A 22458-nucleotide genomic window follows, 5' to 3' on the forward strand; every position below is an offset into this window, starting at 1 on the left:
CATCGAAATTGGACGCTCCGGGGTTACAGGTTTGTTTGTCCGGATGTTAAAGATGTGACTGAAGTAACCGAATTGTTCGATTTGAGATCGATTTGTGTCAATCGGCCCACGGTAGCGGCGATTCGTAGTACGTACGCGTCGCGTGGATTCGTCGGATCCCGGCCGGTAACTTCCGCGATCCGCTTCAAGCGGTACCGAACGGTATTTGGATGAACAAACAGAAGGCGTGCACAAGTCTCAACCGCACCTCCACAGTCGAGATAGCTGTCTAAAGTATCGGTCAAGACTGTGCCGGATTCAGCTAAAGGTGCGACCAGGAAATCGCGGAGAGCCTTTACGGCAGCGGCGTCTCCCAGTAGTGCCCGTTCCGGGAGTAGTTCAGTCGCAAAAACCGGACGAGGTGCGCCGCGCCACCCGGCGACGGCCTTGATTCCCGCCAGAGCTTCGGATGCACTGAAGTGCGCGGCGCTCAACGAGGGCGTGGTCGGGCCGATCACCACCGGCTCGTCGGCGAAACTCATGAGCAGATCCTGAAGGAATTGGCTGCCCTCCGTCTTGCTGCTCAGCTCGCCGCTGACGATCATCACCAGTCGCGGACCCTGCACCACGGCAAGAACAGCGCGCCCGTGCGCGGCGGCAGTCGCGTGGACGGTGCCGGCAACCGAGACGCGCTCGTCCGGCGGGGGAGACCCGACGATGACGGTGGCCGGAGCCGTCGCATCCCAGTTCAACGTCGCGGCACGGGAAAGCATGTCCGATCCGGTGTCTCCCTGTACGACGGCGTCGACGACGAGCGCTTCCAGTCGCGTGTCCAGCGCGCCACGAGATTCGGCGGCGCTTGCGTACACCGTCGCCGCTGCGAAGCCGAGTTCACGCCCGTAGCGCAGGACGGCTTCTGTCAGCGCGATCAGCTGTTGATCGTTGCGGGCGAGAGCCGGTAGCCATTTCTCGAAGAACTCCATCGCCACCCGGACCATGTCGACGGTCTGGCGCAGCGTGAGCTGTCGAGCAAGATCCTGAGGGATGACCGGAAAAGACTCGTATCCGAAGCTGATCTCCGAGTCGAGTTGCCGCAGCCATTCGAGGAAATTCACCACCGACGTCTGCACCAGGAGCTGAACGTCGGCACGTTGCGAAGCGTCGAGACTGTCGAAGAACGGAAGCTGCTCCTCCATCACGGTCACGGCCTCGGTGGAGAGCCGACCGGAGAACTGTTTGACGCGGCGGAGCAAGGCCTCGGGAAGTGGATCGCGAACCTGACGACGGCGGGCGAGGACAGCCTGCAACCCGGACGACTGTGGTCGAGTGCGGCGTACGCCCTCTTCGGGTTTCTCGGGATCAGGTTCGGGCATGAGAAAAACCTACGCCCATCGCCGCAGCGGATGTCGAGATGACACCCGCGGCGATGGGCGTAGGTCTGTTTTCGATCGCGCGGACCGGTGCGCTACGGCTTAAGCGCTACCGGTGTCCCCGGTCTGCTCGGGAGCGGCATTCACGTCGTCGATGCGGTATCGGCTCGCTGCTTCGACGGCCTTCGACCGCTCGATCGATCCTTCCTTCGCCAAACCGATGAGCACCGCGACGACGATGGACTCGGCATCGACGTTGAAGTAGCGACGCGCGGCAGTACGTGTGTCGGAGAACCCGAACCCGTCCGTGCCCAGCGTCGTGTAGTCGCCGGGAACCCACTGACGAATCTGATCCGAGACCGCCCGCATCCAGTCCGAAGCCGCGACGACAGGGCCCTGCGCCGAGGACAACGCCGTGGTGACGAAGGGAACGGGAGCATCCTCGGACGGATTGAGCAGGGCCTGACGTTCACACTCGACGCCTTCGCGGCGCAGCTCACCCCAGGACGTGACCGACCAGACGTCGGCCGAAACGCCCCATTCGTCGGCGAGCAGCTTCTGCGCACGCAGACCCTCGGGCATCGCGACACCGGAGACGAGGATCTGTGCCTTCGGGCCGGTTGCTTCGGACGTCTTGTAGAGGTAGATGCCCTTGAGCAAGCCCTCCACGTCGAGGCCTTCGGGCTCGGCCGGCTGAACGTACGGCTCGTTGTAGATGGTCAGGTAGTAGAAGATGTTCTCGCCACCGAAACCGTCGACGCCCTCGGTGCCGCCGTACATGCGGCGCAAGCCGTCCTTGACGATGTGCGCCAACTCGTACGAGAACGCGGCGTCGTACGTGACAGCGGCCGGGTTGGTCGATGCCAGCAGCAGCGAGTGTCCGTCGGCGTGCTGGAGACCTTCGCCGGTCAGGGTGGTACGACCGGCGGTCGCGCCGAGAACGAATCCGCGAGCCATCTGGTCGGCGGCCGCCCACAGGCCGTCGCCGGTGCGCTGGAAACCGAACATCGAGTAGAAGATGTACAGCGGAATCATCGGTTCGCCGTGGGTGGCGTACGACGTGCCGACTGCGGTGAACGAAGCCGTCGAACCTGCCTCGTTGATGCCCTCGTGCAGGATCTGGCCGATCGGGCTCTCCTTGTAGGCGAGCATGAGTTCGGCGTCGACGGAGGTGTAGAGCTGTCCGTTGCGGTTGTAGATCTTCAGTGACGGGAACCACGAGTCCATACCGAAGGTGCGAGCCTCGTCCGGGATGATCGGCACGATTCGCTTGCCGATCTCCTTGTCGCGCAACAGTTCCTTGAGGATGCGCACGATCGCCATGGTGGTGGCGACTTCCTGCTTGCCCGAACCCTTGCGGATGACGTCGTACGTCTTGTCCTCGGGGAGCTTGAGCGGAGCAGCGTCGGTGTTACGGGACGGCAGGAATCCGCCGAGTGCTTTACGACGGTCGAGCATGTACTTGATCTCGGGAGCGTCCGCGCCCGGGTGGTAGTACGGAGGCAGGTACGGATCCTTCTCGAGCTCGGCGTCCGAGATCGGGATGTGCTGCATGTCGCGGAACGCCTTGAGATCGTCCAGCGTCAGCTTCTTCATCTGGTGTGTGGCGTTACGGCCCTCGAAGTGCTTGCCGAGGGTGTAGCCCTTGATGGTGTGCGCGAGGATGACCGTCGGCTGGCCCTTGTGTGCCATGGCGGCTGCGTAGGCGGCGTGGACCTTGCGGTAGTCGTGGCCACCACGCTTGAGGTTCCAGATTTCCTGGTCGGTGAGGTCCTTGACCAGTTCCTTGGTGCGGGGGTCACGTCCGAAGAAGTGATCGCGTACGAACGCGCCGTCGTTGGCCTTGTACGTCTGGTAGTCACCGTCCGGCGTCACGTTCATCAGGTTGACCAGTGCGCCGTCGCGATCGGCATGCAGCAGTGCATCCCACTCGCGACCCCAGACGACCTTGATGACGTTCCAGCCGGCACCGCGGAAGAACGATTCCAGTTCCTGGATGATCTTTCCGTTGCCGCGGACCGGGCCGTCGAGGCGTTGGAGGTTGCAGTTCACGACGAACGTGAGGTTGTCGAGGCCTTCGGTTGCCGCGACGTGAGCGAGGCCGCGTGATTCGGGCTCGTCCATTTCGCCGTCGCCGAGGAACGCCCACACATGCTGATCGGTGGTGTCCTTGATGCCGCGGTCGTTGAGGTAGTGGTTGAACCGGGCCTGGTAGATGGCGTTCATCGGGCCGAGGCCCATCGAAACCGTCGGGAATTCCCAGAAGTCGGGAAGCAGCCGTGGGTGCGGGTAGGACGGCAGTGCGCCGCCGAAGTCCGCGTGCGACTTCTCCTGGCGGAATCCGTCGAGCTGTTCCGCGGGGATGCGGCCCTCGAGGAAGGCGCGCGCGTAGATGCCGGGGGAGGCGTGACCCTGGATGAAGATGTGGTCGCCTCCGCCCGGGTGGTCCTTGCCACGGAAGAAGTGATTGAAGCCGACCTCGTACAACGCTGCCGAGGATGCGTAGGTGGAGATGTGACCGCCGACGCCGACGCCCGGTCGCTGGGCGCGGTGGACCATGATCGCGGCGTTCCAACGGATCCAGGCGCGGTATCGGCGCTCGACCTCTTCGTCGCCGGGGAACCACGGCTCGTTTTCGGTCGGAATCGTGTTGACGTAGTCGGTCGAGGTGAGCGCGGGGAGTGCGACATGCTTCTCACCGGCGCGTTCGAGCATGCGGAGCATGAGGTAGCGGGCACGCGTGGGTCCGGATCGATCCAGAAGTCCGTCGAATGATTCGAGCCATTCGGTGGTCTCGTCCGGATCGATGTCCGGCAGGTACGACGCAACACCTTCGCGAATGACGCGAACGCGACCGTCGGTTCCCCCCGGCGTGTTCGATGCGGGCGAACCCGACTCGCCGGCGGCGCCGGAATCGGCGTTCTGCCCGGACGCGGGACCCTGGATCAGGTCAGACAACGTGTGCTCCTCATTGGTTTGGGGACGCGTGGTGGGGCGTCCTTACATAGGTGATCGAGGCCTTGTTAGGTCCGACGCACTTCCATCGTGAATATGGCGCGTACCTCATCTTTCACCATCCCGGTCGGTCCGGCACACCTCGCCTCTGGTTACTCTCGGGTAGCGTTTTTCGGCGTGACGCAGGGGTGTGATGGTTCCCCGTAGTCACAGGCTTGGGGGATCGATCGGAACGTATGAAGGGGTGGGAAAAAATAAACAAAGAAATCAATTACGGCAGGGTCGGGGCGTGGGTTTCGATCGGATCGATCGCAGTGGGACTGTCAGTGATCGTGGGGTGCTCGGCGGCGGTGACCGGATCGGCGGTACCCAATGAAGCGCAAGTGGCTGCATACCGTTCCGAGGTGAGTGTCTCGGTGGCCGCGGCGTCCTCGTCGAAAGCGGCGGCAGATGCGGCGGAGGCGGCTTTCGCGATCTGTGAGGAAGCGGTCTCTCGATCGAAGAACGACGTTGTCGCGTTCAATGCCTACGTCGACGCCGGAAATCACGGTGAGACGGATCTGAGGGCTGAAGCCGGCGCCGCTGCTTCGTCGGCACGCGATACCGCCTCGTGGTTCGACTCGGTCTCGAGTGAACTTCCGGCGCAACTTTCCGGACTGTTCGACGAATTGGCCGCGAACCTGCGTTCATCTGCCGTCGTCATCGAGAGTGATCATTCGGCGGATGAAATCAATTCGATCAGCGATGCGAGCAATTCGATTCGCAAGTCGATCTTCGATGAATGTGGATCCCTGTGACCTGCGGTAATCCGCAGGCGTAAGGTTCGGCGTGTGTCAGAAGACGATCTTTGGTGAAAGTTTTCGGCGTGGTCGGCTTGCGCTAACGCCTCAGACCATGTTCGCTTTCCCTAATTGATCGTCAAACGGTAGGTGTGCGGGGTCGCCACACACCATCAACAAAAGGAGGACCCCACCGTGGTCGCCGCGGCGGATGCCCAGAACTACGCTCAGAAACTCGGGATTACCACTGACATGGTGGTGCAGGAACTGGGCTGGGATGAGGATACCGACGACGGCATTCGTGCCGCGGTTGAGGAAACCATCGGCGGGGAAATGCTCGACGAGGATTCAGACGAGGTCATCGACGTCGTGCTGCTGTGGTGGCGCGACGAGGACGGTGACCTGGTGGACGCCCTGATGGATGCCATCGGGCCCCTCGCCGACGAAGGCTTCGTGTGGGTTCTCACTCCCAAGACCGGTCTCGACGGACATGTCGAGCCCAGCGAGATCGCCGAATCGGCGCCGACTGCCGGCCTGACGCAGACATCGGCAGCCAACCTCGGTGACTGGTCGGGAAGTCGACTGGTTCAGCCGAAGGCTCGTCCGGCCAACAAGCGCTGACCCGGTCCTTTCCGCACTTTCCCAAGGAATCGCACATGCCTCTCGAAGTTGGTGCCCAGGCACCGGATTTCACCTTGAAGGATCAGAACAACCAGGAAGTTTCGCTCGCAGATTTCCGCGGTAAGAAGAATGTTCTGCTGGTCTTCTATCCGTTGGCCTTCACCGGGACTTGTCAGGGGGAACTCTGCAAGGTCCGTGACGAGCTTCCGAAGTTCGAGAACGACGACACTGCCATTCTCGCGATTTCTGTCGGTGCTTCGCCGACGCACAAAATCTGGTCGGCCGAGCAGGGGTACACATTTCCCTTGCTGTCGGACTTCTGGCCGCACGGTGAAGTCGCTCAGAAGTACGAGGTGTTCAACGACAAGTTGGGCTTCGCCAATCGTGGCACCTTCGTCATCGACAAAGACGGAATCATTCGTTTTGCCGAGATGAACGGCCCCGGAGAAGCTCGTGACCACGGACTTTGGGCAAACGCGCTTGCCGCGCTAGAGTCTTAGAGCACTCCCGGTGAGGGTCTCACCGGGAGTTCGGGCGTGTAGCTCAGTGGTAGAGCTCTGGTTTTACACACCAGCGGTCGGGGGTTCGAAACCCTCCGCGCCCACCGAAGAATTCGAACCCCGATCTGCATGTCGATGCAGATCGGGGTTTTTCGTTTTCGACAACGAATTGTCCGCAATACGCCATTCTGGACGCATGTCCAGTTCTATGATCGAAGTAGCCGTCGACCCGACGCGCGTGCATCCCACCCGTTCGCACATCCACATCGCCGAGATGCCCAGTCTCAGTGTTGCGTTGTTCGCGGGGCAGACGATCCGGGTTCGTTCCCAAAGCGACGCGCTGGCGACCGGGATTGCCCGTGTCTGGGAAATCAACCGAATGCACCGCTTGATCTATCTGACGATCGACTGGGACCGGTAGTGCTCAGCTCGGGCAGACACGTGACGGTTGGCCAGAGAACGAGCGTCGCTGCTACAACTACGCTCGTGCAGATTTCGGTTCGTTCGTCCCAATCTCGATTCAATGCGCGAGCTGCCGGGCTTCTCCTCGGCTACGTTGCGGATCGGGCTTTCGCCGATCCGGGGAGGTTCCATCCGGTTGCCGGCTTCGGAACCGCAGCTATCGCGCTGCAGAAGATGTCCTACCGAGACTCACGCACGGCTGGAACACTTCATGTCGCCGTGCTCGTGGCCGGCGCCGCTGGGCTCGGCCTCGCAGCCGAAGCAGCCTCGCGCCGGGCCGGTTGGGTGGCCGTCACGGGTACGACGGCGATAGCCACCTGGGCCGTGCTCGGCGGGACGTCGCTTGCACGCACCGGCATCGACATGGCCGCTCGATTGGAGGCGTCACAGGTCGACGGCGACCTGACGAAAGCGCGTGAGCTTCTTCCTTCACTGTGTGGACGTGATCCCTCGGTGTTGGGCGAAGAGGGCCTCGCTCGAGCTGCGCTGGAGTCGGTCGCCGAGAACACCTCCGACGCCAGTGTCGGCGCAGTGTTCTGGGGCGCGGTTGCGGGTGTGCCGGGTCTGTTCGCCTACCGCGCGGTCAACACACTCGACGCGATGATCGGCTATCGCTCCGAGAAATACCTCAGATTCGGGTGGGCTGCGGCGAGGTTCGACGACCTGGTCAACATCATCCCGGCTCGGCTGACCGGCGCGCTGACGGCTGCGTGTGCACCGGTGGTGGGCGGCTCGGTGCGCGAGTCGCTGACAGCGTGGAAACGCGACGCAGCGGCTCATCCAAGCCCCAATGCGGGCGTCGCGGAAGCGTCGGCAGCAGGGGCATTGGGCATTTCGTTGGGCGGCCGGACCGAGTACGCACACGGGGTGGAGATGCGCCCCGTCCTCGGCAGCGGGCCCGTGCCGACGCCGAACGATCTGCGCCGCGCGTCGAGGCTTTCGTCGGCGGTGCAGATCAGTGCGGCAGTGGTGTCGGCGGGTATGTCAGCGGGTATTGCCGTATCGATCGGCAAGTTTGGCTTCCTGCGCCGTCAGGGGCACTGATTCCGGTTCCGGCTTCTTGCGACGGCTGAAGGTACGAGCCGGTTCGGCGGGGGGTGCGGTCGCTGCCGCATCTGGAGTCTTCTCGGTCGCGGCGTCGTCCGCTGCGAAGCCGTCGACAGCTGCTTGAGCCGCCTTTTCCTTGCGACGTTCGCGCCACTCCGCGCGAATGAAGTAGGCCAGTCCGAGCGGCGCCATGATGCCGAACGCCAGCCACTGGAACCCGTACGAGAGGTACGGGCCTGCATCGAGTTGGGGGAGCGGAATCGTGCCGAGACCGCCGGGCTGGTCGGGTTCGAGTTGGATGTATGCGTCGATCAGGTCCGTTCCGATGAACTCGCCGATCGGTCGTGCGTCGATGGAGTAGACCTGTTTGGCGCCGTCCTCGAACATCGGAACTCGTCCGGGCGCAGTGCCTTCCGACAGGCGCACGCGGCCGTTGAGAGAGACCGGCTCGGTCGGCGGAGCAGCGATGGGCGGTGCCTCGGCGCCGTTGATCGGCCGAACGTATCCGCGATTGACGAGGATCGTGCGGCCGTCGTCCAGAAGGAAAGGCGTCAGGATCTCGTACGACGGTGCGCCCTCGATGGACTGCAGTCGTACGAGGATGTCGGCGTCGGGCAGATAGGTACCTGCCGCGGTGATGTTTCGCCATTCGTCGTCCGGTGCGATCGTCGAATCGGTGATGACGTCACCGATCGGCACGGTCTCCGCGTTGATCGAGTTCGAGATCAGATCATTGCGATGCTCGGTCTTCGTGTTCTTGCCGAGTTGCCACGGAGCGAGCACGGTGAAGCACAGGTAGGCGAAGAGCCCGACCACAGCTGCCAGTACCAACCAACCGGGCCGCAACAGGAATTTCAGTCTTCGCACACGTCCACGGTATCCGTTGCCCGAACGGGAGTGAATTTTGCTCCGGGTTCAGGCTCGCTCGCGGATCCAGTCGAGTATGTCGGGAATGGCCGCTTCGATCTGGTCTCGAACCAGTTCGAAGTCCTCCTGATCCCCGTAGTACGGGTCCGGAACCGAATCTCCGTCCGCCTCGGGGTCGAACGATCGCAGTAGGCGCCGGCGCTCGGTGGGCACGCCGAGATGAGCAAGCTCACGTTCGTGCCCCGTGTCGAGGGCGACGACGAGATCGGCTGCGAGATGATCTGCGTTGACCTGCGCGGCGCTGTGGCCAGTCGGATACCCGGCCGCTCGGAGCACGACGTTGGTCCGCTCGTCGGCGTCACTGCCGGTGTGAAAGCCCTCGGTACCGGCGCTGCTGACACGGACCCGGTCGGCGAGGCCTTCGCGGCCCAGATGCGCGAGCAAGATCTTTTCGGCCATCGGTGACCGGCAGATATTGCCGGTGCACACAAACGTCACATGGAGTGGTTCAGAGGCGGCCATCGAGAAGTCCTCCCAGTTCGGATGCCGACGATACGGAGCGAAACGCTTGCCGCGCTTCCTCGGCGGAACCGTAGCCCCATTCGACGACGACGGTGGGGATGCCGTACTTCGCGGCGCCGAGGACGTCGTGATCACGATCGCCGATCATCAACACGTCGGGGGTTCCGCCGTCGGCGGCGAGGACGGGTGTGATCCCGAGTGAGGTCAGCGAGTGTGCGATCACATCGGGTTTCGCCCGCCGAGTTCCGTCGTCACTTGCGCCGCCGATGAACTCGAAGTGCTCGGCCAGACCGAAATGCTCGAGGATACGAATTGCGAACCGCTCCGACTTCGAAGTGGCGACGGCCAGTCGGGTGCCGCTCGCGCGAGCCTTACCCAGGACGACGTCCATGCCCTCGTACACCGAGTTCTCCTGCCACCCGGTCGCGTCATAGCGCTCGATGTACGCGGCGATCGCCCGGTCCACGTCCGCCGGGGCCATACCGAGTGACCTGAAGGTGTCGACCATCGGTGGGCCGATCACCGATGCCAACATCGCTTCCGTCGGCTCCGGATGGCCGACAGTTGCCAACGCATGTCGGAAGCCGCCGTGGATGCCGGGAGCGGAATCGGTGATGGTTCCGTCCAGATCGAACAGAACTACCGGAAAACGGTCGAGGGGGGGTGTCGTCACGGCACTCATTGTCCCGGACGGCAGGGGTGATGTCCGCGCACGGTGCTCGACCGTAGGCTGACCGGGTGAGTACCGGAACGGTTGACCTGGAGAGCTTGAGACATCATGGCGATGTCGAAGCGGAGCCCGGGTTACTCGATTTTGCCGTCAACGTCCAAGGCTCCGGCCCACCGAAATGGTTGCGGGATCGACTGGCCGCAGGGCTGTCGACGCTCGGTTCGTACCCGTCGGCTGCAGCGGAACTGAAAGCCCGCGAAACGGTCGCGCAGCGGCACGGGCGCCGGCCCGAAGAGGTGCTGTTGCTCTCGGGCGGTGCCGAGGGATTCGCGATGCTGCCGCGCCTGGGCTCTCGTTCGGCAGCGCTGATCCATCCGTCGTTCACCGAGCCGGAACTGGCGCTGCGAGAGGCCGGTGTACCGGTGACGCAGGTGATTCTGGAGCCGCCTTTCGAGCTTCGGACCGCACAGATACCCGAATCCGCGGACCTTGTCGTTCTCGGCAATCCGACCAACCCGACGTCCGTGCTTCACCCCAAGGCCGATGTGTTGGCATTGCGTCGGCCGGGCCGGATCCTGGTGGTGGACGAGGCCTTCGGCGATGCGGTGCCCGGCGAAACGGAGAGCGTCGCCGGTGTCGAGTCGGCGGATGTACTGGTGCTTCGGAGCCTGACCAAGACGTGGGCGCTCGCCGGATTGCGGTGTGGGTACGCGATCGGCTCTCCGGATCTTCTCGCTCGACTCACTCACGGCCGAGCCCACTGGCCATTGGGCAGTTTGCAGATCGAGGCCATCACGGCGTGCTGCGAACCGTTCGCGGTCGAGCAGTCGAGGATCAAAGCCGACGCGATTGCCGTGGACCGCCGAGACATGTCCCGGCGACTGACCGAGATCGGGATCGCCGTGCACGAACCCGCTGCGGGGCCGTTCGTGCTCATCGACGTCCGTGACGGCGCCGCGATGCGGGAGCACCTGCGTGTCCGCGGTATCGCCGTCCGCCGGTGCGACACCTTTCCCGGACTCGGCCCGGATCAGTTGCGTGTGGCCGTCCGTCCAGCCGAGCAGGTTTCGGTACTGATCGAAGCGATGAAGGAGATCTTGTGAGCGACGCAACTCTTGCGGACGTCATAGCCGTGCTGGAATCCGCTTACCCGCCGGCCCTGGCGGAATCGTGGGATTCGGTCGGTCTGGTCTGCGGCGATCCGGCCGACGCGGTGACGCGAGTGGTTTTCGCGGTGGATCCGACCGAGGCAGTGGTCGACGACGCCATCGCCTCCGGTGCCGACCTTCTGGTCGTTCACCATCCACTTCTGCTGCGTGGGGTGGACACCGTCGGCGCTCACACGCCCAAGGGTGCGCTGGTCCACAAACTCATCAAAGCCGGGTGTGCGCTGTTCTCGGCGCACACCAATGCGGACTCCGCCGACCCTGGAGTGTCCGACGCGTTGGCGCAGGCTCTGGGCCTGACCGTGCTGCGCCCGATCGAACCCAAGCCGACGCAGCCGCTCGACAAGTGGGTCGTCATGGTTCCGGTGGAGAATGCATCGGCCGTGCAGGATGCACTTTTCGAGGCCGGGGCTGGGCGGATCGGTGACTACAGCCAGTGCAGTTGGACGGTCACCGGTACGGGTCAGTTCTTGCCAGCCGACGGTGCGAATCCGACGATCGGGACTGTGGGCGCTGTGGAGCAGGTTCGCGAGGATCGTGTGGAAGTGATTGCCCCACGCGGAAAGCGAAGTGCGGTGCTGGGCGCATTGCGTGCCGCCCACCCGTACGAGGAACCGGCCTTCGATGTCTTCGAACTCGCAGCGTTCCCCAGTTCGCTCGGTCTGGGGCGGGTGGGTGAGCTCGAGCATCCCGAAACATTGCGAGAGTTCACGGCGCGAGTAGCGCGCTCACTGCCCTCGACCGAGTGGGGTGTTCGCGCGGCCGGAGATCCAGACGCGACCGTTCGTACCGTGGCGGTGTGCGGCGGTTCCGGCGACTCGTATCTCGACGTGGTGGCGGCACTGGGCGCCGACGTCTACGTCACTGCGGACCTGCGGCATCATCCCGCGGACGAGCACCTACGCGCCGGTGGCCCGGCTCTGGTCGACGTCGCCCATTGGGCGAGTGAATACCCGTGGTGTGCACAGGCGAAATCGGTGCTCGACGCCGCGTTTGCCGACAATCCGGGGTGGGAAAGCCGGGTTTCGACAATTCGCACCGATCCGTGGTGTTTGAGTGCGCATTAGTGCAGCGCTCTGCAAGGTACGGTTGCACGAACAATTCAAGAGCAGTTCTTCGAGAGCCGTCCTTCGCGAGCACTGCCGACATCGGACTTACAGCAGGAGTTATACAGCGTGAACGTCGAACCACAGGTGCAGTCCAAGCTTCTCGACCTCGCCGGGGTGGATGCTGAGCTCACTCGGATCACCCACCGACGCGGAGCGCTTCCCGAGCAGCAGGAAGTCGAACGTCTCGAGGCCGAGCGAATCAGCCGTAAAGACGCGTCCGTAGCCGTCGAAATCCAGATCGACGACATCGATCGCGACATCCGCAAGCTCGAAGGCGAGGTCGACGCTGTTCGTCAGCGTGAGGATCGTGACCGCACGCTGTTGCAGAGTGGGTCGGTCGGGGCGAAGCAGCTCACCGAACTCGAACACGAACTCGGCAGTCTGGTCAGGCGGCAGGGGCTCCTCGAGGACGAGTTGCTCGAAGTGATGGAGCAGCGTGAGGCGTTGCAGGCCGATCACGATCACGCCGGCGCCCAGCTGTCCCAGGCCGAAGAAGAGCTGATCGACGCCAAGCGTCGCCGTGACGACGCCGTCGCCGATCTGGACAAGGCGCAGGAGCGTTGCGCCGCCGATCGCGAACGACTCGTCGGTGAATTCCCCGCCGATTTCCTTGCTGTCTACGAGAAGCAGCGCACCCTGGGCGGACCGGGCGCGGCGCTTCTGCAGGCACGCCGATGTGGCGCTTGCCGGATCGAGATCGACCGCGGCGAGATCTCCCGAATCGCCGCGACACCGGCCGACGTCGTCGTTCGTTGCCCAGAGTGCAATGCAATCATGGTGCGTACCAAGGAGTCCGGTCTGTGAGTCCCACGCAGGTCATCGTCGAGGCCGACGGTGGATCGCGCGGCAACCCCGGCCCGGCCGGCTACGGTGCCGTGGTCTTCGACTCCAACCGCTCGGTGTTGGCCGAACGCAAGGAAAGCATCGGAATCGCGACCAACAACGTCGCCGAGTACCGCGGACTGATCGCAGGGTTGACTGCCGCCGGTGAACTCGGAGCGTCGACGGTCGACGTCCGCATGGACTCCAAGCTGGTCGTCGAGCAGATGTCCGGGCGATGGAAGGTCAAGCACCCGGACATGATTCCGCTGCAGCGACGCGCTGCCGAGTTGGCGACGCAGTTCTCGCGAGTGACCTACACGTGGATTCCACGCGGCGAGAATTCTCATGCCGATCGTCTTGCCAACGAGGCGATGGACGCGGCTGCCGGTATCGAAACCGGTCCAGTCGCACCTTCGGCCCCCGCACCTGTTGCACCCGCCGCGCCGTCCGAAGAGACGTCGGAGCCTCAGATCGCCGGCTCGCCTGGATGGATCGCCACCACCGGCAAGCCGACACGAATGTTGTTGCTACGTCACGGACAGACAGCGATGTCGGTCGATCGCCGCTACTCCGGGCGCGGCAATCCAAAGCTCACGGAACTGGGCCGCGCGCAGGCTGCCGGCGCGGCCGGACGCTTCGGGAACCGCGGCGGTATCGACGCCATCGTCTGCTCACCCCTCGGCAGAACCCGTGAGACGGCAGAGGCATCGGCGCGCGTGCTCGGTCTTCCCGTCGTCGAGCACAAGGGTTTGATCGAAACCGATTTCGGCGACTGGGACGGACTCACGTTCCGCGAGGCAGCCGAGCGCGACCCGGACCTGCATCGCGAATGGCTCTCGGACACTTCGGTGCGTCCACCCGGCGGCGAGAGTTTCGACGAGGTGCGAGAACGAGTCGTCGCCGCGCGCGACGACCTGATCTCGACCTACGGCGGCGCGACGCTGTTGGTCGTCTCTCACGTCACCCCGATCAAGACTTTGGTGCAGTTGGCGCTCGATGCCGGGCCGTCGTTGCTGTACCGCTTGCATCTGGACCTGGCGTCGCTGAGCATCACCGAGTTCTATCCCGACGGGGGAGCCTCGGTCCGGTTGGTCAACGACACGTCACACCTTCGCTGAAAGAGCCCTGACGGCTGATCAGCCTCCGATCAGATCACCAGCCACAGGGCACTCACGGCGGCGAGCAGCGTCAGTGGCGTCGTGATGATCCCGAGCAGAGTGAATGTCGCCAGCGTGGGCGGTGCGCCCGCGCTGGTGGCAACTCGTCGCCAGAGCATAGTGGCGAGAGAGCCCACGTAGGTGAGGTTGGGGCCGAGGTTGACGCCGATCAACATCGCGAGCACCAGAGCTGGAGGTGCCGCCGTTCCGAGCGCCGCGATCATCAGCAAGGTTGCCGGCAGGTTGTTGACGAGATTGGACGCAACCGCCGCTACCGCGGCGACAAAGAGCAGTGAGCCGTAGCTGGTGTCGCCTGGCAGGATCTGCGCAATCCATTCGCCCACCGGCCCGTTCGCGACGCCGGCGACGATGATCCCGAGAACCAGGACGAACGCGCAGAACCAGAGATCGGCAGCGTAGATCATCTTGGCGGCGGTCGTACGGTGCCGAGCCAGAGCGATCGCTCCCAGGACACTCGCACCCACCACGGCGATCCAGGCGGGTTCGATCCCGAAGAAACCCGAAACCGCGAAACCGAGCAGCGTCAGTCCGATCACCGTCAGCGGCAGAATCGGCGCAGGCGCAGATCTGGCTGCCGCAGGCGGATCTGCGCTGTCGTCCCGCACGAGTTCCGAGCGGAAGAACAGTCGAAAGATCAGATATTCGACAGCGATCGTCACGATCCACGGCAACGCCATCAATGCGGTGAAGTGCAAGAACGTCAAACCTGTTGCAGCAAAAGCGATGAGGTTGGTCAGGTTCGACACCGGCAGGAGCGTCGACGCCGAGTTCGACAGGTGCGCACTGGCATAGGAATGGGGCCGCGGACTTGCTCCGATGGATCGTGCGGCCGCGATCACTGCGGGCGTCAGCAGCACGACGGTGGCGTCGAGGCTCAGGACCGCCGTGGTCAGGGCAGCGGCGCCGAATACGTACATCAGCAACCGCTGCGGATCGGCAAGGGATTTTTGCTGCAGGATCTGGCTGACCCAGCGAAAGACGCCGAGAGCGTCCGCGGCATGAGCGAGAACCAGCACGGCAACCAGGAAGACGACGGTGGGTGCCATGCTCGTCAGTTCTTCGCGGGCTTCGTCGAGAGTGACGATGCCGGTCAGGAGAACGACGACGGCTGCCGGCCCGGCGATGACGATCTCGGGGAGCCCGCGTGGACGCACTATCGCAAAGACGAGGACGAGGGCGACGAGCAGGATCGGTAGAAGAGTCACGCGTTGGTGCTCCGTGTCGGGACGAGCGTCATTTGAGCAGTTTGTAGAGCGTGTTCAGATTTCGGGTTGTGGTGAAGGCCTTGAACTTCGGTTTTCCGGTGTTCCTGCCGAACGCGCTCTTGACGGTCTGCCCCTTCTCGACCTCCCAGTACAGGACTCCGTCGCCGGCCACCACGCGTTCGACCGAGGCATCGAGTTGCGCTGCCGCAGCGCTCAATTCCTCGAGGATTTCAGGCTCGGAGGCAACCATCGCGTAAGCATGCCAACCCTCGCGTTCGCGCTCGAACGGGTAGTTGTCCACGATCGCTTGCAGTGTCGGAATGTCGAGGACGAATACCCAAGCCTCGTAGCCGAACTCGCGGGCAAGGGCGGATTCGATCTGTTTCTTCAACGACGGGATGTCGGTGCTCGGACTGTCGAACAGAACGTTGCCGGAGGCCAGGACGGTTTTCACGCCTTCGAATCCGAGGTCACCCAAGACTCTCGCCAGGTCCGCCATCTTGATGTTGATGCCGCCCACGTTGATACCGCGTAGCAGGGCCACGTACCGAGTCATAAGGTGACCATAGTGCGGGCCACCGACAGGCGCCCGGTAGCATACGGGGGCGGACGAGTTGGCCGGGCGGCCGCGGCTTCTGGAACCAGCGTGTACCACGCACAGGCCTGGGGCCGAGGAAAGTCCGGACTCCACAGAGCAGGGCGGTTGTTAACGGCAACCCGAGGCAACTCGCGGGACAGTGCCACAGAAAACAGACCGCCTGCCTTTCGAGGCAGGTAAGGGTGAAACGGTGCGGTAAGAGCGCACCAGCACCTCGGGTGACCGGGGTGGCTAGGTAAACCCCGCCCGGAGCAAGGTTGAAGGTCGCATCGCCCGCGGTGCGGCTGCGCAGGTGTTCGAGGGCTGCTCGCCCGAGCCTGCGGGTGAACCGCTCGAGGCACCCGGCGACGGTGTGCCCAGATGGATGGTCGCCACTCGGCACTTCGGTGTCGCAGGACAGGATCCGGCTTACACGCCGACTCGTCCGCCCGCGATCTGCAAGAGAGCTAAAAGGAAGACCCCCACNNGTGGGGGTCTTCCTTTTAGGTCGAAAGCTGTCAGACAGGCTTGATGACCAGCAGCGTAGCCCAGTACGTTGCCGCGTCATGGCCCATGAGCGGGAGGAGGTAATCGTAAAGAATTGCGGACATGCGCACTCCATTTTCTGTTCGTAGCTTGTGTTGGGCATTCAAGCAGAACTCACCGTTCGAATGTCCGGTTCTCACCTGCCAGGCCAAGTAGAAAGAATATCAGTCTCACAGCGATCTACAAGCTTCTATCTCACTCTGATGTCACACTGTGGATATGACTGATGAAGATCGACTCTGGTACTTCGACGTGTCCGACGGTTCCGTCACGCAGGGAAAGGGTGCGTCCTCGCTGACGAGGATGGGGCCGTACCCTGATCGGGACTCTGCCGAACATGCATTGAAGATTGCGGCCGAACGCAACAAAGCCGCCGATCGGGCAGATGAAGACTGGAACAACTGAGGCTGGAACAACTGGGACCGGTACAGCTGCTGGACCGGCCCGAACCGATCATGGAGGACGCGTGCCCGCAGGTCGAATGATGGTGCAGGGAATCGACTTCGGAGTGGTTCGGGCGGAATTCGATTTGCCAGGAGCATTCTCGGCCGCGGCGCAGGCCGAGGCCGAGAATGCCGTGGATCGTTTCGGTGCCGGGCGTGTCGACGAAACGGGTATCGCCTTCGTGACCATCGACCCTCCCGGATCGATGGACCTCGACCAGGCAGTGCACATCGAGAAGACGTCGACCGGGTACGTCGTGCACTACGCGATCGCCGACGTCGCGGCGGTGGTGACGCCAGGTGGTGCGCTCGACATCGAAACCCGCAAACGTGGCCAAACCTTCTATCTCCCGGACGGTTCCGTTCCGCTGCATCCTCGGGCGTTGTCGGAGGGATCGGCGAGCCTGCTGCCGGACGTGGTTCGCCCCGCCGCGCTGTGGCGTATCGAGTTGGATGCCCAAGCCGAGCCCACGTCGTGGCAGGTGAGGCGAGCTCTGGTGAAATCTGTGGCGCGTCTGGATTATTCGACCGTGCAGCGCGACGCGGACGCGGGCACCTTGCATCCGTCGATCGCCGCACTACCGGAGTTCGGACGATTGCGCAGTGCCTCGGCGGTTGCCAGGGGCGCCATCGAGCTGAAACTGCCCGAGCAGTCAGTGGTTCGGGAGCAGCCGGAGGACGAGTCCTCGGTTCGCTGGCGGATCGAGTTGGAGCCACGCACCGAAGCGGACGACTGGAACGCAGAAGTGTCGCTACTGACCGGGATGTGTGCCGGCCGCATGATGATCGACGCAGGTATCGGGTTGCTTCGCACGCTGCCGCCCGCCGAGGAGTCCGCGGTTCGGACCTTGCGGAGAACTGCAGTGGCGCTGGGTATCACGTGGCCGGAGGGTGAAAGCGTCGGGCAGATTCTTGCCGGCCTCGACTCGGGCGAGCCGTCGACGATGGCGCTGATGTCGGTTGCGCCGTCGTTGCTGCGCGGCGCAGACTACGCGGCCTTCGACGGCCGATTACCGGAGTTGACGGTGCATGCGGGGATCGGAGCGCCCTACGCTCACGTCACGGCTCCGCTGCGCCGCCTGTCCGATCGTTTCAGCGCCGAGGTGTGTCTGGCGATCACAGCTGGTACGGCGGTACCGGAATGGGTGCGCACCGCCCTTCCCAAGTTGCCCGACATCATGAGTGGGTCCGACTCACTGGCGAACAAGGTCGACCGCGCGTGCATCGATCTGACCGAGTCCACGCTGCTCGACGGCCGGGTCGGCGAGGTCTTCGACGCGGTGGTGATGCGCGCCAAGGACGGAAAGCGCTCGGCGGAAGTGTTTGTCCCGTCGGTCGCCGTGATTGCGAAATGCGTCGGAACGCCCGACGACGGTGAGCGCGCAAAGGTGCGACTCACCGCCGTCGACACCGTCAAACGGACGGTGGAATTCACGTTCCCGGCGTAGGGAGCTACCGGTACGAATCGGTGGCTTCCACCAAGTGATGTGCGATGCCGGGCTCCATCGCGGAGTGTCCGGCGTCGTCGACGATCACGAGCTTGGATTCGGGCCACGCCTTGTGCAGTGCCCAGGCACTGGTGGCGGGGCAGACGACGTCGTAGCGGCCCTGGACGATCGTCCCCGGAATGCCGTGCAGTGCGGAGCTTTTGCGTAGGAGCTGACCCTCGTCGAAGAATCCGCCGTTGACGAAGTAGTGATTCTCGATGCGAGCGAAGGCCAAGGCGAACCTGGTCTCGGAGTTCTGTTCGATCTTGTCCGCCTGTGGATACAGGTAACTCGTCGATCCTTCCCAGGCAGACCAGGCGATCGCTGCCCGGGCTGCGACGTCGGGGTCTTCGGAATGGAGCAATTGGTGATAGACCGCGACGAGGTCTTCACCGCGCTGCGCCTCTGGCACCGGTTCGAGGAACTTGTCCCAGCGCTCCGGAAAGATGTTTCCGGCGCCGCCGTTGTAGTACCAGTCGATCTCGCTGCGACGCAGGAGGAAGATCCCGCGCAGGACCAGTTCCGTGACGCGCGTGGGAAACGTTTCGGCGTAGGCGATGGAAAGCGTGGAACCCCAGGACCCGCCGAAGACCATCCACTTGTCGATCGACAGATGTTCACGTAGGGCTTCGATGTCGGCCAGCAGCTTGTCGGTCGTGTTCACCGACAGGTCGGCGCCGTCGGCAACGTGCGGGGTGGATCGCCCGCAGCCGCGCTGGTCGAGGAGAACAATCCGGTATGCGGCCGGATCGAAGAACTGGCGCACCGCCGGTTGTGCACCGCCACCGGGGCCACCGTGCAGGAACACCACTGGCTTGCCGTCCGGATTGCCGCTGACTTCCCAGTACATGCTCTGGCCGTCACCGACATCGAGGAAGCCGGTGACAAAGGGCTCGATCGGGGGATACAGACTCCGAAGAGCCGACGGCTGCCCTGAAGTGGCTGACGTGTCGGTCATCAGAAGCCCACCAGTCCGGAGGCGAGATCGGGGATCTCGAGTGCGGAAATCGCGCCGCTCCGGACATCGGGGCACGCGGCCGAGGTTGCCGCGTCGATGCTTTCGCGGTTCTGGGCGAGATCGAGCAGGTTGATGCCGTTCTGCGTCGCCCACGTGATGACGATCGTATTCAGTCCACCCTTGCCGAGCGTCGGGGTGACGGTCCGCCAGTTCTGCAGCTGCCCTTCCATATCCGAGCACAACTGCTGGACCTGAGCGTCGGTGAACGTCGAACCGGACGCAGAGCTTGTTGCCGGCGCCGTCGTGGTGGAACTCGCGGGCGTAGTGCTGCTGGGCGCGGGAGAGTTGGTGGACCCTCCCGCGCATCCGCTCAGCACCGTGACGAGAGCTGCCGCACCGACTACAGCTGCGGCAGTAGAACTTCGACGGTTACCGATCATTGAACGCACCCCTGGCTGGTTGAGAGACAGGCGGCGTTCGCCGGTCTCGGATCAGAAACTGTGTTCTGCGGCCGGGAAAGCGCCAGTGCGAACTTCTGATGCATAGGCTGCGGCTGCGGAACGCAGTTCGTCACCGACGTTACCGAAACGCTTGACGAACTTGGCTGTCTTACCACTCGTGTAACCCGCCATGTCCTGCCAGACGAGTACCTGCGCGTCGCATTCGGAACCGGCCCCGATGCCGACGGTGGGGATGGTGAGTTTGCGGCTGACCTGGCCCGCGATCTCGGCCGGAACCATTTCCATGACGACGGAGAACGCCCCGGCTTCCTGGACTGCAATGGCGTCCGCCACAAGCTGCTCGGCCGCGTCGCCGCGACCCTGGACGCGGAAACCGCCGAGCGAGTTCACGCTCTGCGGGGTGAATCCGACGTGAGCCATGACGGGGATGCCGGCCGAGGTGATTGCCGCGATCTGCTTGCTCATCCGCTCACCGCCCTCGAGCTTGACGGCGTGCGCGAGGCCTTCCTTCATGAACCGTGTGGCAGTCGCCAGGGCCTGCTCGGCGGAACCCTCGTAGGTGCCGAAGGGGAGGTCGGCGACGACGAGTGCGTGCGGGGCGCCGCGAACCACGCCACGCACGAGCGGGAGCAGTTCGTCGACGGTGATCGGCACGGTGGTGTCGTAGCCGTAGACGACGTTGGCGGCCGAGTCGCCGACGAGCAGCACCGGGATGCCTGCGTCTTCGAAGATGCGTGCCGTGGAGTAGTCGTAAGCGGTGAGCATCGACCAGCGTTCGCCGTTCTGCTTCATCTCGGCGAGGTGGTGAATGCGCGTCTTACGCTTCGGTGCATCGGTAGAGCCTGCAGTGGGTACAGAAGCTGCAGTGGGTACAGAACCGTAGAGAGGTGTTTCGGACATCGTTGTCCCTTTCTGGCCTCGAGGCCCTGAGCGTTGTTCGCCTTCGGGTCCCCGGGTGTGGGTGATGACGTGTTCAGTCTGCCACCGGACATCGCCGACACGAATAGTTGACGGGGTGCAATGGGTCACATCACCGCGCGCGTATCAGGTAGGTGCCGAGATGAGGCGAACCGCTGGCTACCGAGGTTTCCTGGCACCATCGATGGCATGTCGAAGTTCGTTCGCCTCTCCGGTGCCCTCGCCGGAAGCGCAGCAGTGCTCGTGTTGGTTGTCGGTTGCACCAGTTCGGAAGGCACTCCCGAATCGGTGGAACCCGCTGGTTCCGCCGCGTCCGCGGTGCCGTCCGGCCTGGAGAAATTCTACGAGCAGACGCTCGACTGGGGTTCGTGCGACCAGTTCGTCGAAGAAGGAACTGCGTCGCTGGGGCGAGGGGTCGACTGCGCCGAGGTGAGCGTTCCCGTCGACTACGCGAATCCGAGCGGCGACACCGCGAAGGTGGTGATCTCGCGTTCGAAGGCCACCGGTGACCGCATCGGCTCGCTGTTGCTGAACCCCGGCGGGCCGGGTGGGTCCGGGCTGTCGATGGCCACGTCGGGTTCGGGCACCGAACTGCAGGAGCGTTTCGACATGCTCGGCTTCGATCCGCGGGGGATCGGAGCGTCGACGCCGCAGGTTCGGTGTTTGACGCCGGAGGAGACAGACGCGGAGCGTGCGGAGGTCAACGTCGACATGACACCGGAGGGCATCGCCCTCGCCGAGGCGGACAGCAAGGACTACGCCGCCAAGTGCGCTGAGCGGACCGGTACGGAGTTCCTCGCGCATGTCGGTACCTACGAGGTGGTTCGAGACATGGACGTCATTCGCGGCGTTCTCGGCGATCCGAAGATGAACTACCTCGGGTTCTCGTACGGAACCCGGCTCGGATCCACTTACGCGGAAACCTTTCCGCAGAACGTCCGAGCGATGGTCCTCGACGGCGCGCTCGACCCCGAACAGGATCCGGTCGACGAAGTGGTCCTGCAAGGTCAGGGTTTCCAAGGCGCGTTCGACGCCTTTGTCGCCGACTGTGTCTCGCGAACGGACTGCCCGCTCGGTGACGATCCGGCGCAGGCGCAAGCGCGCTTTCAGGCACTCGTCGATCCGTTGATCGAGAAGCCGGCACAGACCACCGATCCGCGCGGGCTGAGTTATTCCGACGCGATCACGGGCGTCCAGCAAGCTCTGTATTCGCCACAGTTGTGGACGCCGCTGCGTGGGGGTCTGTCGAGTCTGGCCGACGGACGCGGCGACTCGCTGCTCAATCTCGCCGACATGTACGAAGGCCGTGAGGACGACGGCAGCTACTCCAACATCAACGACGCGTTCAACGCCATTCGCTGCGTGGACGATCCGGCAACCACCGACCGCGCCGAGGCCGGCGAGTCCGATACCCGGTACCGCGAAGCGGCCCCGTTCCTCGACGACGGCCGAGGGACCGGTCAAGCGCCGCTCGACCTGTGCGCGTTCTGGCCCGTTCCGGCAACCGGCAGCCCCCACGCGCTCGACCCCCAGGCCCTCGCGGATGCCGGCCTGCCTCAGCTGGTCGTCGTGTCCACGACGCAGGATCCGGCTACGCCGTATCAGGCCGGAGTGGATCTCGCGAAGCAGTTGGGCGCTGCCCTGATCACCTTCGACGGAACCCAGCACACGGTCGTTCTGGACGGAAACTCCTGCGTTGACGATGCCGTCGTCGACTACTTCGTGTACTTGAAGGCGCCGGAAGAGGGCCTGACATGTTAGACGGCGCGGCGCCGTACGCTGCGCCTATTCGATGGTGACCAATCACTCTGTTAAC

22 protein-coding genes, 1 tRNA gene and 1 other RNA gene are annotated in these 22458 nt (G+C 63.8%); 14 read left to right on the forward strand and 10 right to left on the reverse strand.

Annotated elements, in window-relative coordinates; all coding sequences use genetic code 11:
- Positions 1 to 23 precede the first annotated feature (23 nt).
- Both DBV08_RS25670 and aceE read right to left on the reverse strand, forming a co-directional pair.
- Entirely contained in the window at positions 24 to 1352 is a 1329-nt protein-coding gene (locus DBV08_RS25670) for a CdaR family transcriptional regulator (RefSeq protein ID WP_003941635.1), read from the reverse strand.
- Between the two features lie 99 nt (positions 1353 to 1451).
- On the reverse strand, positions 1452 to 4307 hold the full coding sequence (gene aceE, locus DBV08_RS25675) for a pyruvate dehydrogenase (acetyl-transferring), homodimeric type (protein WP_095969802.1): 2856 nt from the start codon (positions 4305 to 4307) through the stop codon (positions 1452 to 1454).
- Positions 4308 to 4708: 401 nt separating this feature from the next.
- On the opposite strand from aceE, the gene DBV08_RS25685 reads away from it, so the two are divergent.
- The 6 genes from DBV08_RS25685 (at position 4709) to DBV08_RS25710 (ending at position 7710) form a co-directional block, all read left to right on the forward strand.
- A complete protein-coding gene (locus DBV08_RS25685; RefSeq protein WP_260395755.1) occupies positions 4709 to 5101 on the forward strand; it encodes a hypothetical protein in 393 nt (130 codons plus the stop codon).
- 177 nt (positions 5102 to 5278) lie between these two features.
- On the forward strand, positions 5279 to 5704 hold the full coding sequence (locus DBV08_RS25690) for a DUF3052 domain-containing protein (protein ID WP_003941575.1): 426 nt from the start codon (positions 5279 to 5281) through the stop codon (positions 5702 to 5704).
- A gap of 35 nt (positions 5705 to 5739) precedes the next feature.
- Positions 5740 to 6204, forward strand: coding sequence for a peroxiredoxin (locus DBV08_RS25695; RefSeq protein WP_003941619.1), 465 nt, complete (start codon positions 5740 to 5742; stop codon positions 6202 to 6204).
- Positions 6205 to 6236: 32 nt separating this feature from the next.
- A tRNA-Val gene (locus DBV08_RS25700) sits at positions 6237 to 6308 on the forward strand.
- Between the two features lie 92 nt (positions 6309 to 6400).
- Entirely contained in the window at positions 6401 to 6625 is a 225-nt protein-coding gene (locus tag DBV08_RS25705; RefSeq protein ID WP_124569291.1) for a hypothetical protein, read from the forward strand.
- Between the two features lie 65 nt (positions 6626 to 6690).
- Positions 6691 to 7710, forward strand: a complete 1020-nt coding sequence (locus DBV08_RS25710) for a cobalamin biosynthesis protein (RefSeq protein ID WP_124569292.1) — start codon at positions 6691 to 6693, stop codon at positions 7708 to 7710.
- On the opposite strand, the gene DBV08_RS25715 is transcribed toward DBV08_RS25710, so the two are convergent.
- From DBV08_RS25715 to DBV08_RS25725, 3 genes are read right to left on the reverse strand one after another with little or no spacing between them, the layout of a single operon-like run.
- A complete protein-coding gene (locus DBV08_RS25715) occupies positions 7651 to 8580 on the reverse strand; it encodes an SURF1 family protein (RefSeq protein ID WP_124569293.1) in 930 nt (309 codons plus the stop codon). The two genes, DBV08_RS25710 and DBV08_RS25715, sit on opposite strands and share 60 nt — an antisense overlap.
- Before the next feature lie 48 nt (positions 8581 to 8628).
- Positions 8629 to 9102, reverse strand: a complete 474-nt coding sequence (locus DBV08_RS25720; protein WP_124569294.1) for a low molecular weight protein-tyrosine-phosphatase — start codon at positions 9100 to 9102, stop codon at positions 8629 to 8631.
- Complete coding sequence (locus tag DBV08_RS25725) at positions 9089 to 9784, reverse strand: HAD hydrolase-like protein (RefSeq protein WP_019748958.1); 696 nt, start codon at positions 9782 to 9784, stop codon at positions 9089 to 9091. Before DBV08_RS25725 ends, DBV08_RS25720 begins: the two co-directional genes overlap by 14 nt.
- A 56-nt stretch (positions 9785 to 9840) precedes the next feature.
- Here DBV08_RS25725 and cobC point away from each other — a divergent pair, with 56 nt between their 5' ends.
- From cobC to DBV08_RS25745, 4 genes are all read left to right on the forward strand, one after another.
- Entirely contained in the window at positions 9841 to 10875 is a 1035-nt protein-coding gene (cobC, locus tag DBV08_RS25730) for an Rv2231c family pyridoxal phosphate-dependent protein CobC (RefSeq protein WP_124569295.1), read from the forward strand.
- Positions 10872 to 12005, forward strand: coding sequence for a Nif3-like dinuclear metal center hexameric protein (locus tag DBV08_RS25735; protein ID WP_124569296.1), 1134 nt, complete (start codon positions 10872 to 10874; stop codon positions 12003 to 12005). Before cobC ends, DBV08_RS25735 begins: the two co-directional genes overlap by 4 nt.
- 108 nt (positions 12006 to 12113) lie before the next feature.
- On the forward strand, positions 12114 to 12851 hold the full coding sequence (locus DBV08_RS25740) for a zinc ribbon domain-containing protein (protein WP_019748955.1): 738 nt from the start codon (positions 12114 to 12116) through the stop codon (positions 12849 to 12851).
- On the forward strand, positions 12848 to 13987 hold the full coding sequence (locus DBV08_RS25745; RefSeq protein ID WP_124569297.1) for a bifunctional RNase H/acid phosphatase: 1140 nt from the start codon (positions 12848 to 12850) through the stop codon (positions 13985 to 13987). Before DBV08_RS25740 ends, DBV08_RS25745 begins: the two co-directional genes overlap by 4 nt.
- Before the next feature lie 29 nt (positions 13988 to 14016).
- Here DBV08_RS25745 and DBV08_RS25750 read toward each other — a convergent pair whose 3' ends face one another.
- Positions 14017 to 15252: an SLC13 family permease gene (locus DBV08_RS25750; RefSeq protein ID WP_124569298.1), complete on the reverse strand. Its 1236-nt coding sequence runs from the start codon at positions 15250 to 15252 to the stop codon at positions 14017 to 14019.
- 28 nt (positions 15253 to 15280) lie between these two features.
- Positions 15281 to 15808, reverse strand: a complete 528-nt coding sequence (locus DBV08_RS25755; RefSeq protein ID WP_124569299.1) for a DUF1697 domain-containing protein — start codon at positions 15806 to 15808, stop codon at positions 15281 to 15283.
- A 54-nt stretch (positions 15809 to 15862) separates the two neighbouring features.
- Here DBV08_RS25755 and rnpB point away from each other — a divergent pair.
- The 3 genes from rnpB (at position 15863) to DBV08_RS25770 (ending at position 18266) form a co-directional block, all read left to right on the forward strand.
- Positions 15863 to 16277: RNase P RNA component class A (gene rnpB / locus DBV08_RS25760), an RNA gene on the forward strand.
- A 317-nt stretch (positions 16278 to 16594) separates the two neighbouring features.
- Entirely contained in the window at positions 16595 to 16780 is a 186-nt protein-coding gene (locus tag DBV08_RS25765; RefSeq protein ID WP_007735457.1) for a hypothetical protein, read from the forward strand.
- A gap of 76 nt (positions 16781 to 16856) precedes the next feature.
- On the forward strand, positions 16857 to 18266 hold the full coding sequence (locus tag DBV08_RS25770) for an RNB domain-containing ribonuclease (RefSeq protein ID WP_124569438.1): 1410 nt from the start codon (positions 16857 to 16859) through the stop codon (positions 18264 to 18266).
- A 4-nt stretch (positions 18267 to 18270) separates the two neighbouring features.
- Here DBV08_RS25770 and pip read toward each other — a convergent pair whose 3' ends face one another.
- The 3 genes from pip to panB are packed head-to-tail and all read right to left on the reverse strand — an operon-like array spanning position 18271 to position 20624.
- On the reverse strand, positions 18271 to 19263 hold the full coding sequence (gene pip, locus DBV08_RS25775; protein ID WP_075833467.1) for a prolyl aminopeptidase: 993 nt from the start codon (positions 19261 to 19263) through the stop codon (positions 18271 to 18273).
- A complete protein-coding gene (locus tag DBV08_RS25780; protein WP_172436525.1) occupies positions 19263 to 19703 on the reverse strand; it encodes a hypothetical protein in 441 nt (146 codons plus the stop codon). The genes pip and DBV08_RS25780 overlap by 1 nt, the downstream gene beginning before the upstream one ends.
- 51 nt (positions 19704 to 19754) lie before the next feature.
- Positions 19755 to 20624, reverse strand: a complete 870-nt coding sequence (gene panB / locus DBV08_RS25785) for a 3-methyl-2-oxobutanoate hydroxymethyltransferase (protein WP_095969815.1) — start codon at positions 20622 to 20624, stop codon at positions 19755 to 19757.
- 207 nt (positions 20625 to 20831) lie between these two features.
- On the opposite strand from panB, the gene DBV08_RS25790 reads away from it, so the two are divergent.
- The gene (locus DBV08_RS25790) at positions 20832 to 22403 is read left to right on the forward strand and encodes an alpha/beta hydrolase (RefSeq protein ID WP_124569300.1); all 1572 of its coding nucleotides are present in this window, start codon (positions 20832 to 20834) and stop codon (positions 22401 to 22403) included.
- The last annotated feature ends 55 nt before the right edge of the window (positions 22404 to 22458 follow it).

This window comes from Rhodococcus sp. KBW08 (assembly GCF_003852455.1).
Lineage (GTDB): Bacteria > Actinomycetota > Actinomycetes > Mycobacteriales > Mycobacteriaceae > Rhodococcus_F > Rhodococcus_F baikonurensis.

Coding starts and splice junctions, on each gene's coding strand:
- pip (WP_075833467.1), bottom strand. CDS start 19,263: ATGACCGACACGTCAGCCACTTCAGGGCAGCCGTCGGCTCTTCGGAGT.
- DBV08_RS25705 (WP_124569291.1), top strand. CDS start 6,401: ATGTCCAGTTCTATGATCGAAGTAGCCGTCGACCCGACGCGCGTGCAT.
- DBV08_RS25780 (WP_172436525.1), bottom strand. CDS start 19,703: ATGATCGGTAACCGTCGAAGTTCTACTGCCGCAGCTGTAGTCGGTGCG.
- DBV08_RS25770 (WP_124569438.1), top strand. CDS start 16,857: ATGATGGTGCAGGGAATCGACTTCGGAGTGGTTCGGGCGGAATTCGAT.
- DBV08_RS25755 (WP_124569299.1), bottom strand. CDS start 15,808: ATGACTCGGTACGTGGCCCTGCTACGCGGTATCAACGTGGGCGGCATC.
- DBV08_RS25765 (WP_007735457.1), top strand. CDS start 16,595: ATGACTGATGAAGATCGACTCTGGTACTTCGACGTGTCCGACGGTTCC.
- DBV08_RS25670 (WP_003941635.1), bottom strand. CDS start 1,352: ATGCCCGAACCTGATCCCGAGAAACCCGAAGAGGGCGTACGCCGCACT.
- DBV08_RS25725 (WP_019748958.1), bottom strand. CDS start 9,784: ATGAGTGCCGTGACGACACCCCCCCTCGACCGTTTTCCGGTAGTTCTG.
- DBV08_RS25695 (WP_003941619.1), top strand. CDS start 5,740: ATGCCTCTCGAAGTTGGTGCCCAGGCACCGGATTTCACCTTGAAGGAT.
- DBV08_RS25790 (WP_124569300.1), top strand. CDS start 20,832: ATGTCGAAGTTCGTTCGCCTCTCCGGTGCCCTCGCCGGAAGCGCAGCA.
- panB (WP_095969815.1), bottom strand. CDS start 20,624: ATGTCCGAAACACCTCTCTACGGTTCTGTACCCACTGCAGCTTCTGTA.
- DBV08_RS25720 (WP_124569294.1), bottom strand. CDS start 9,102: ATGGCCGCCTCTGAACCACTCCATGTGACGTTTGTGTGCACCGGCAAT.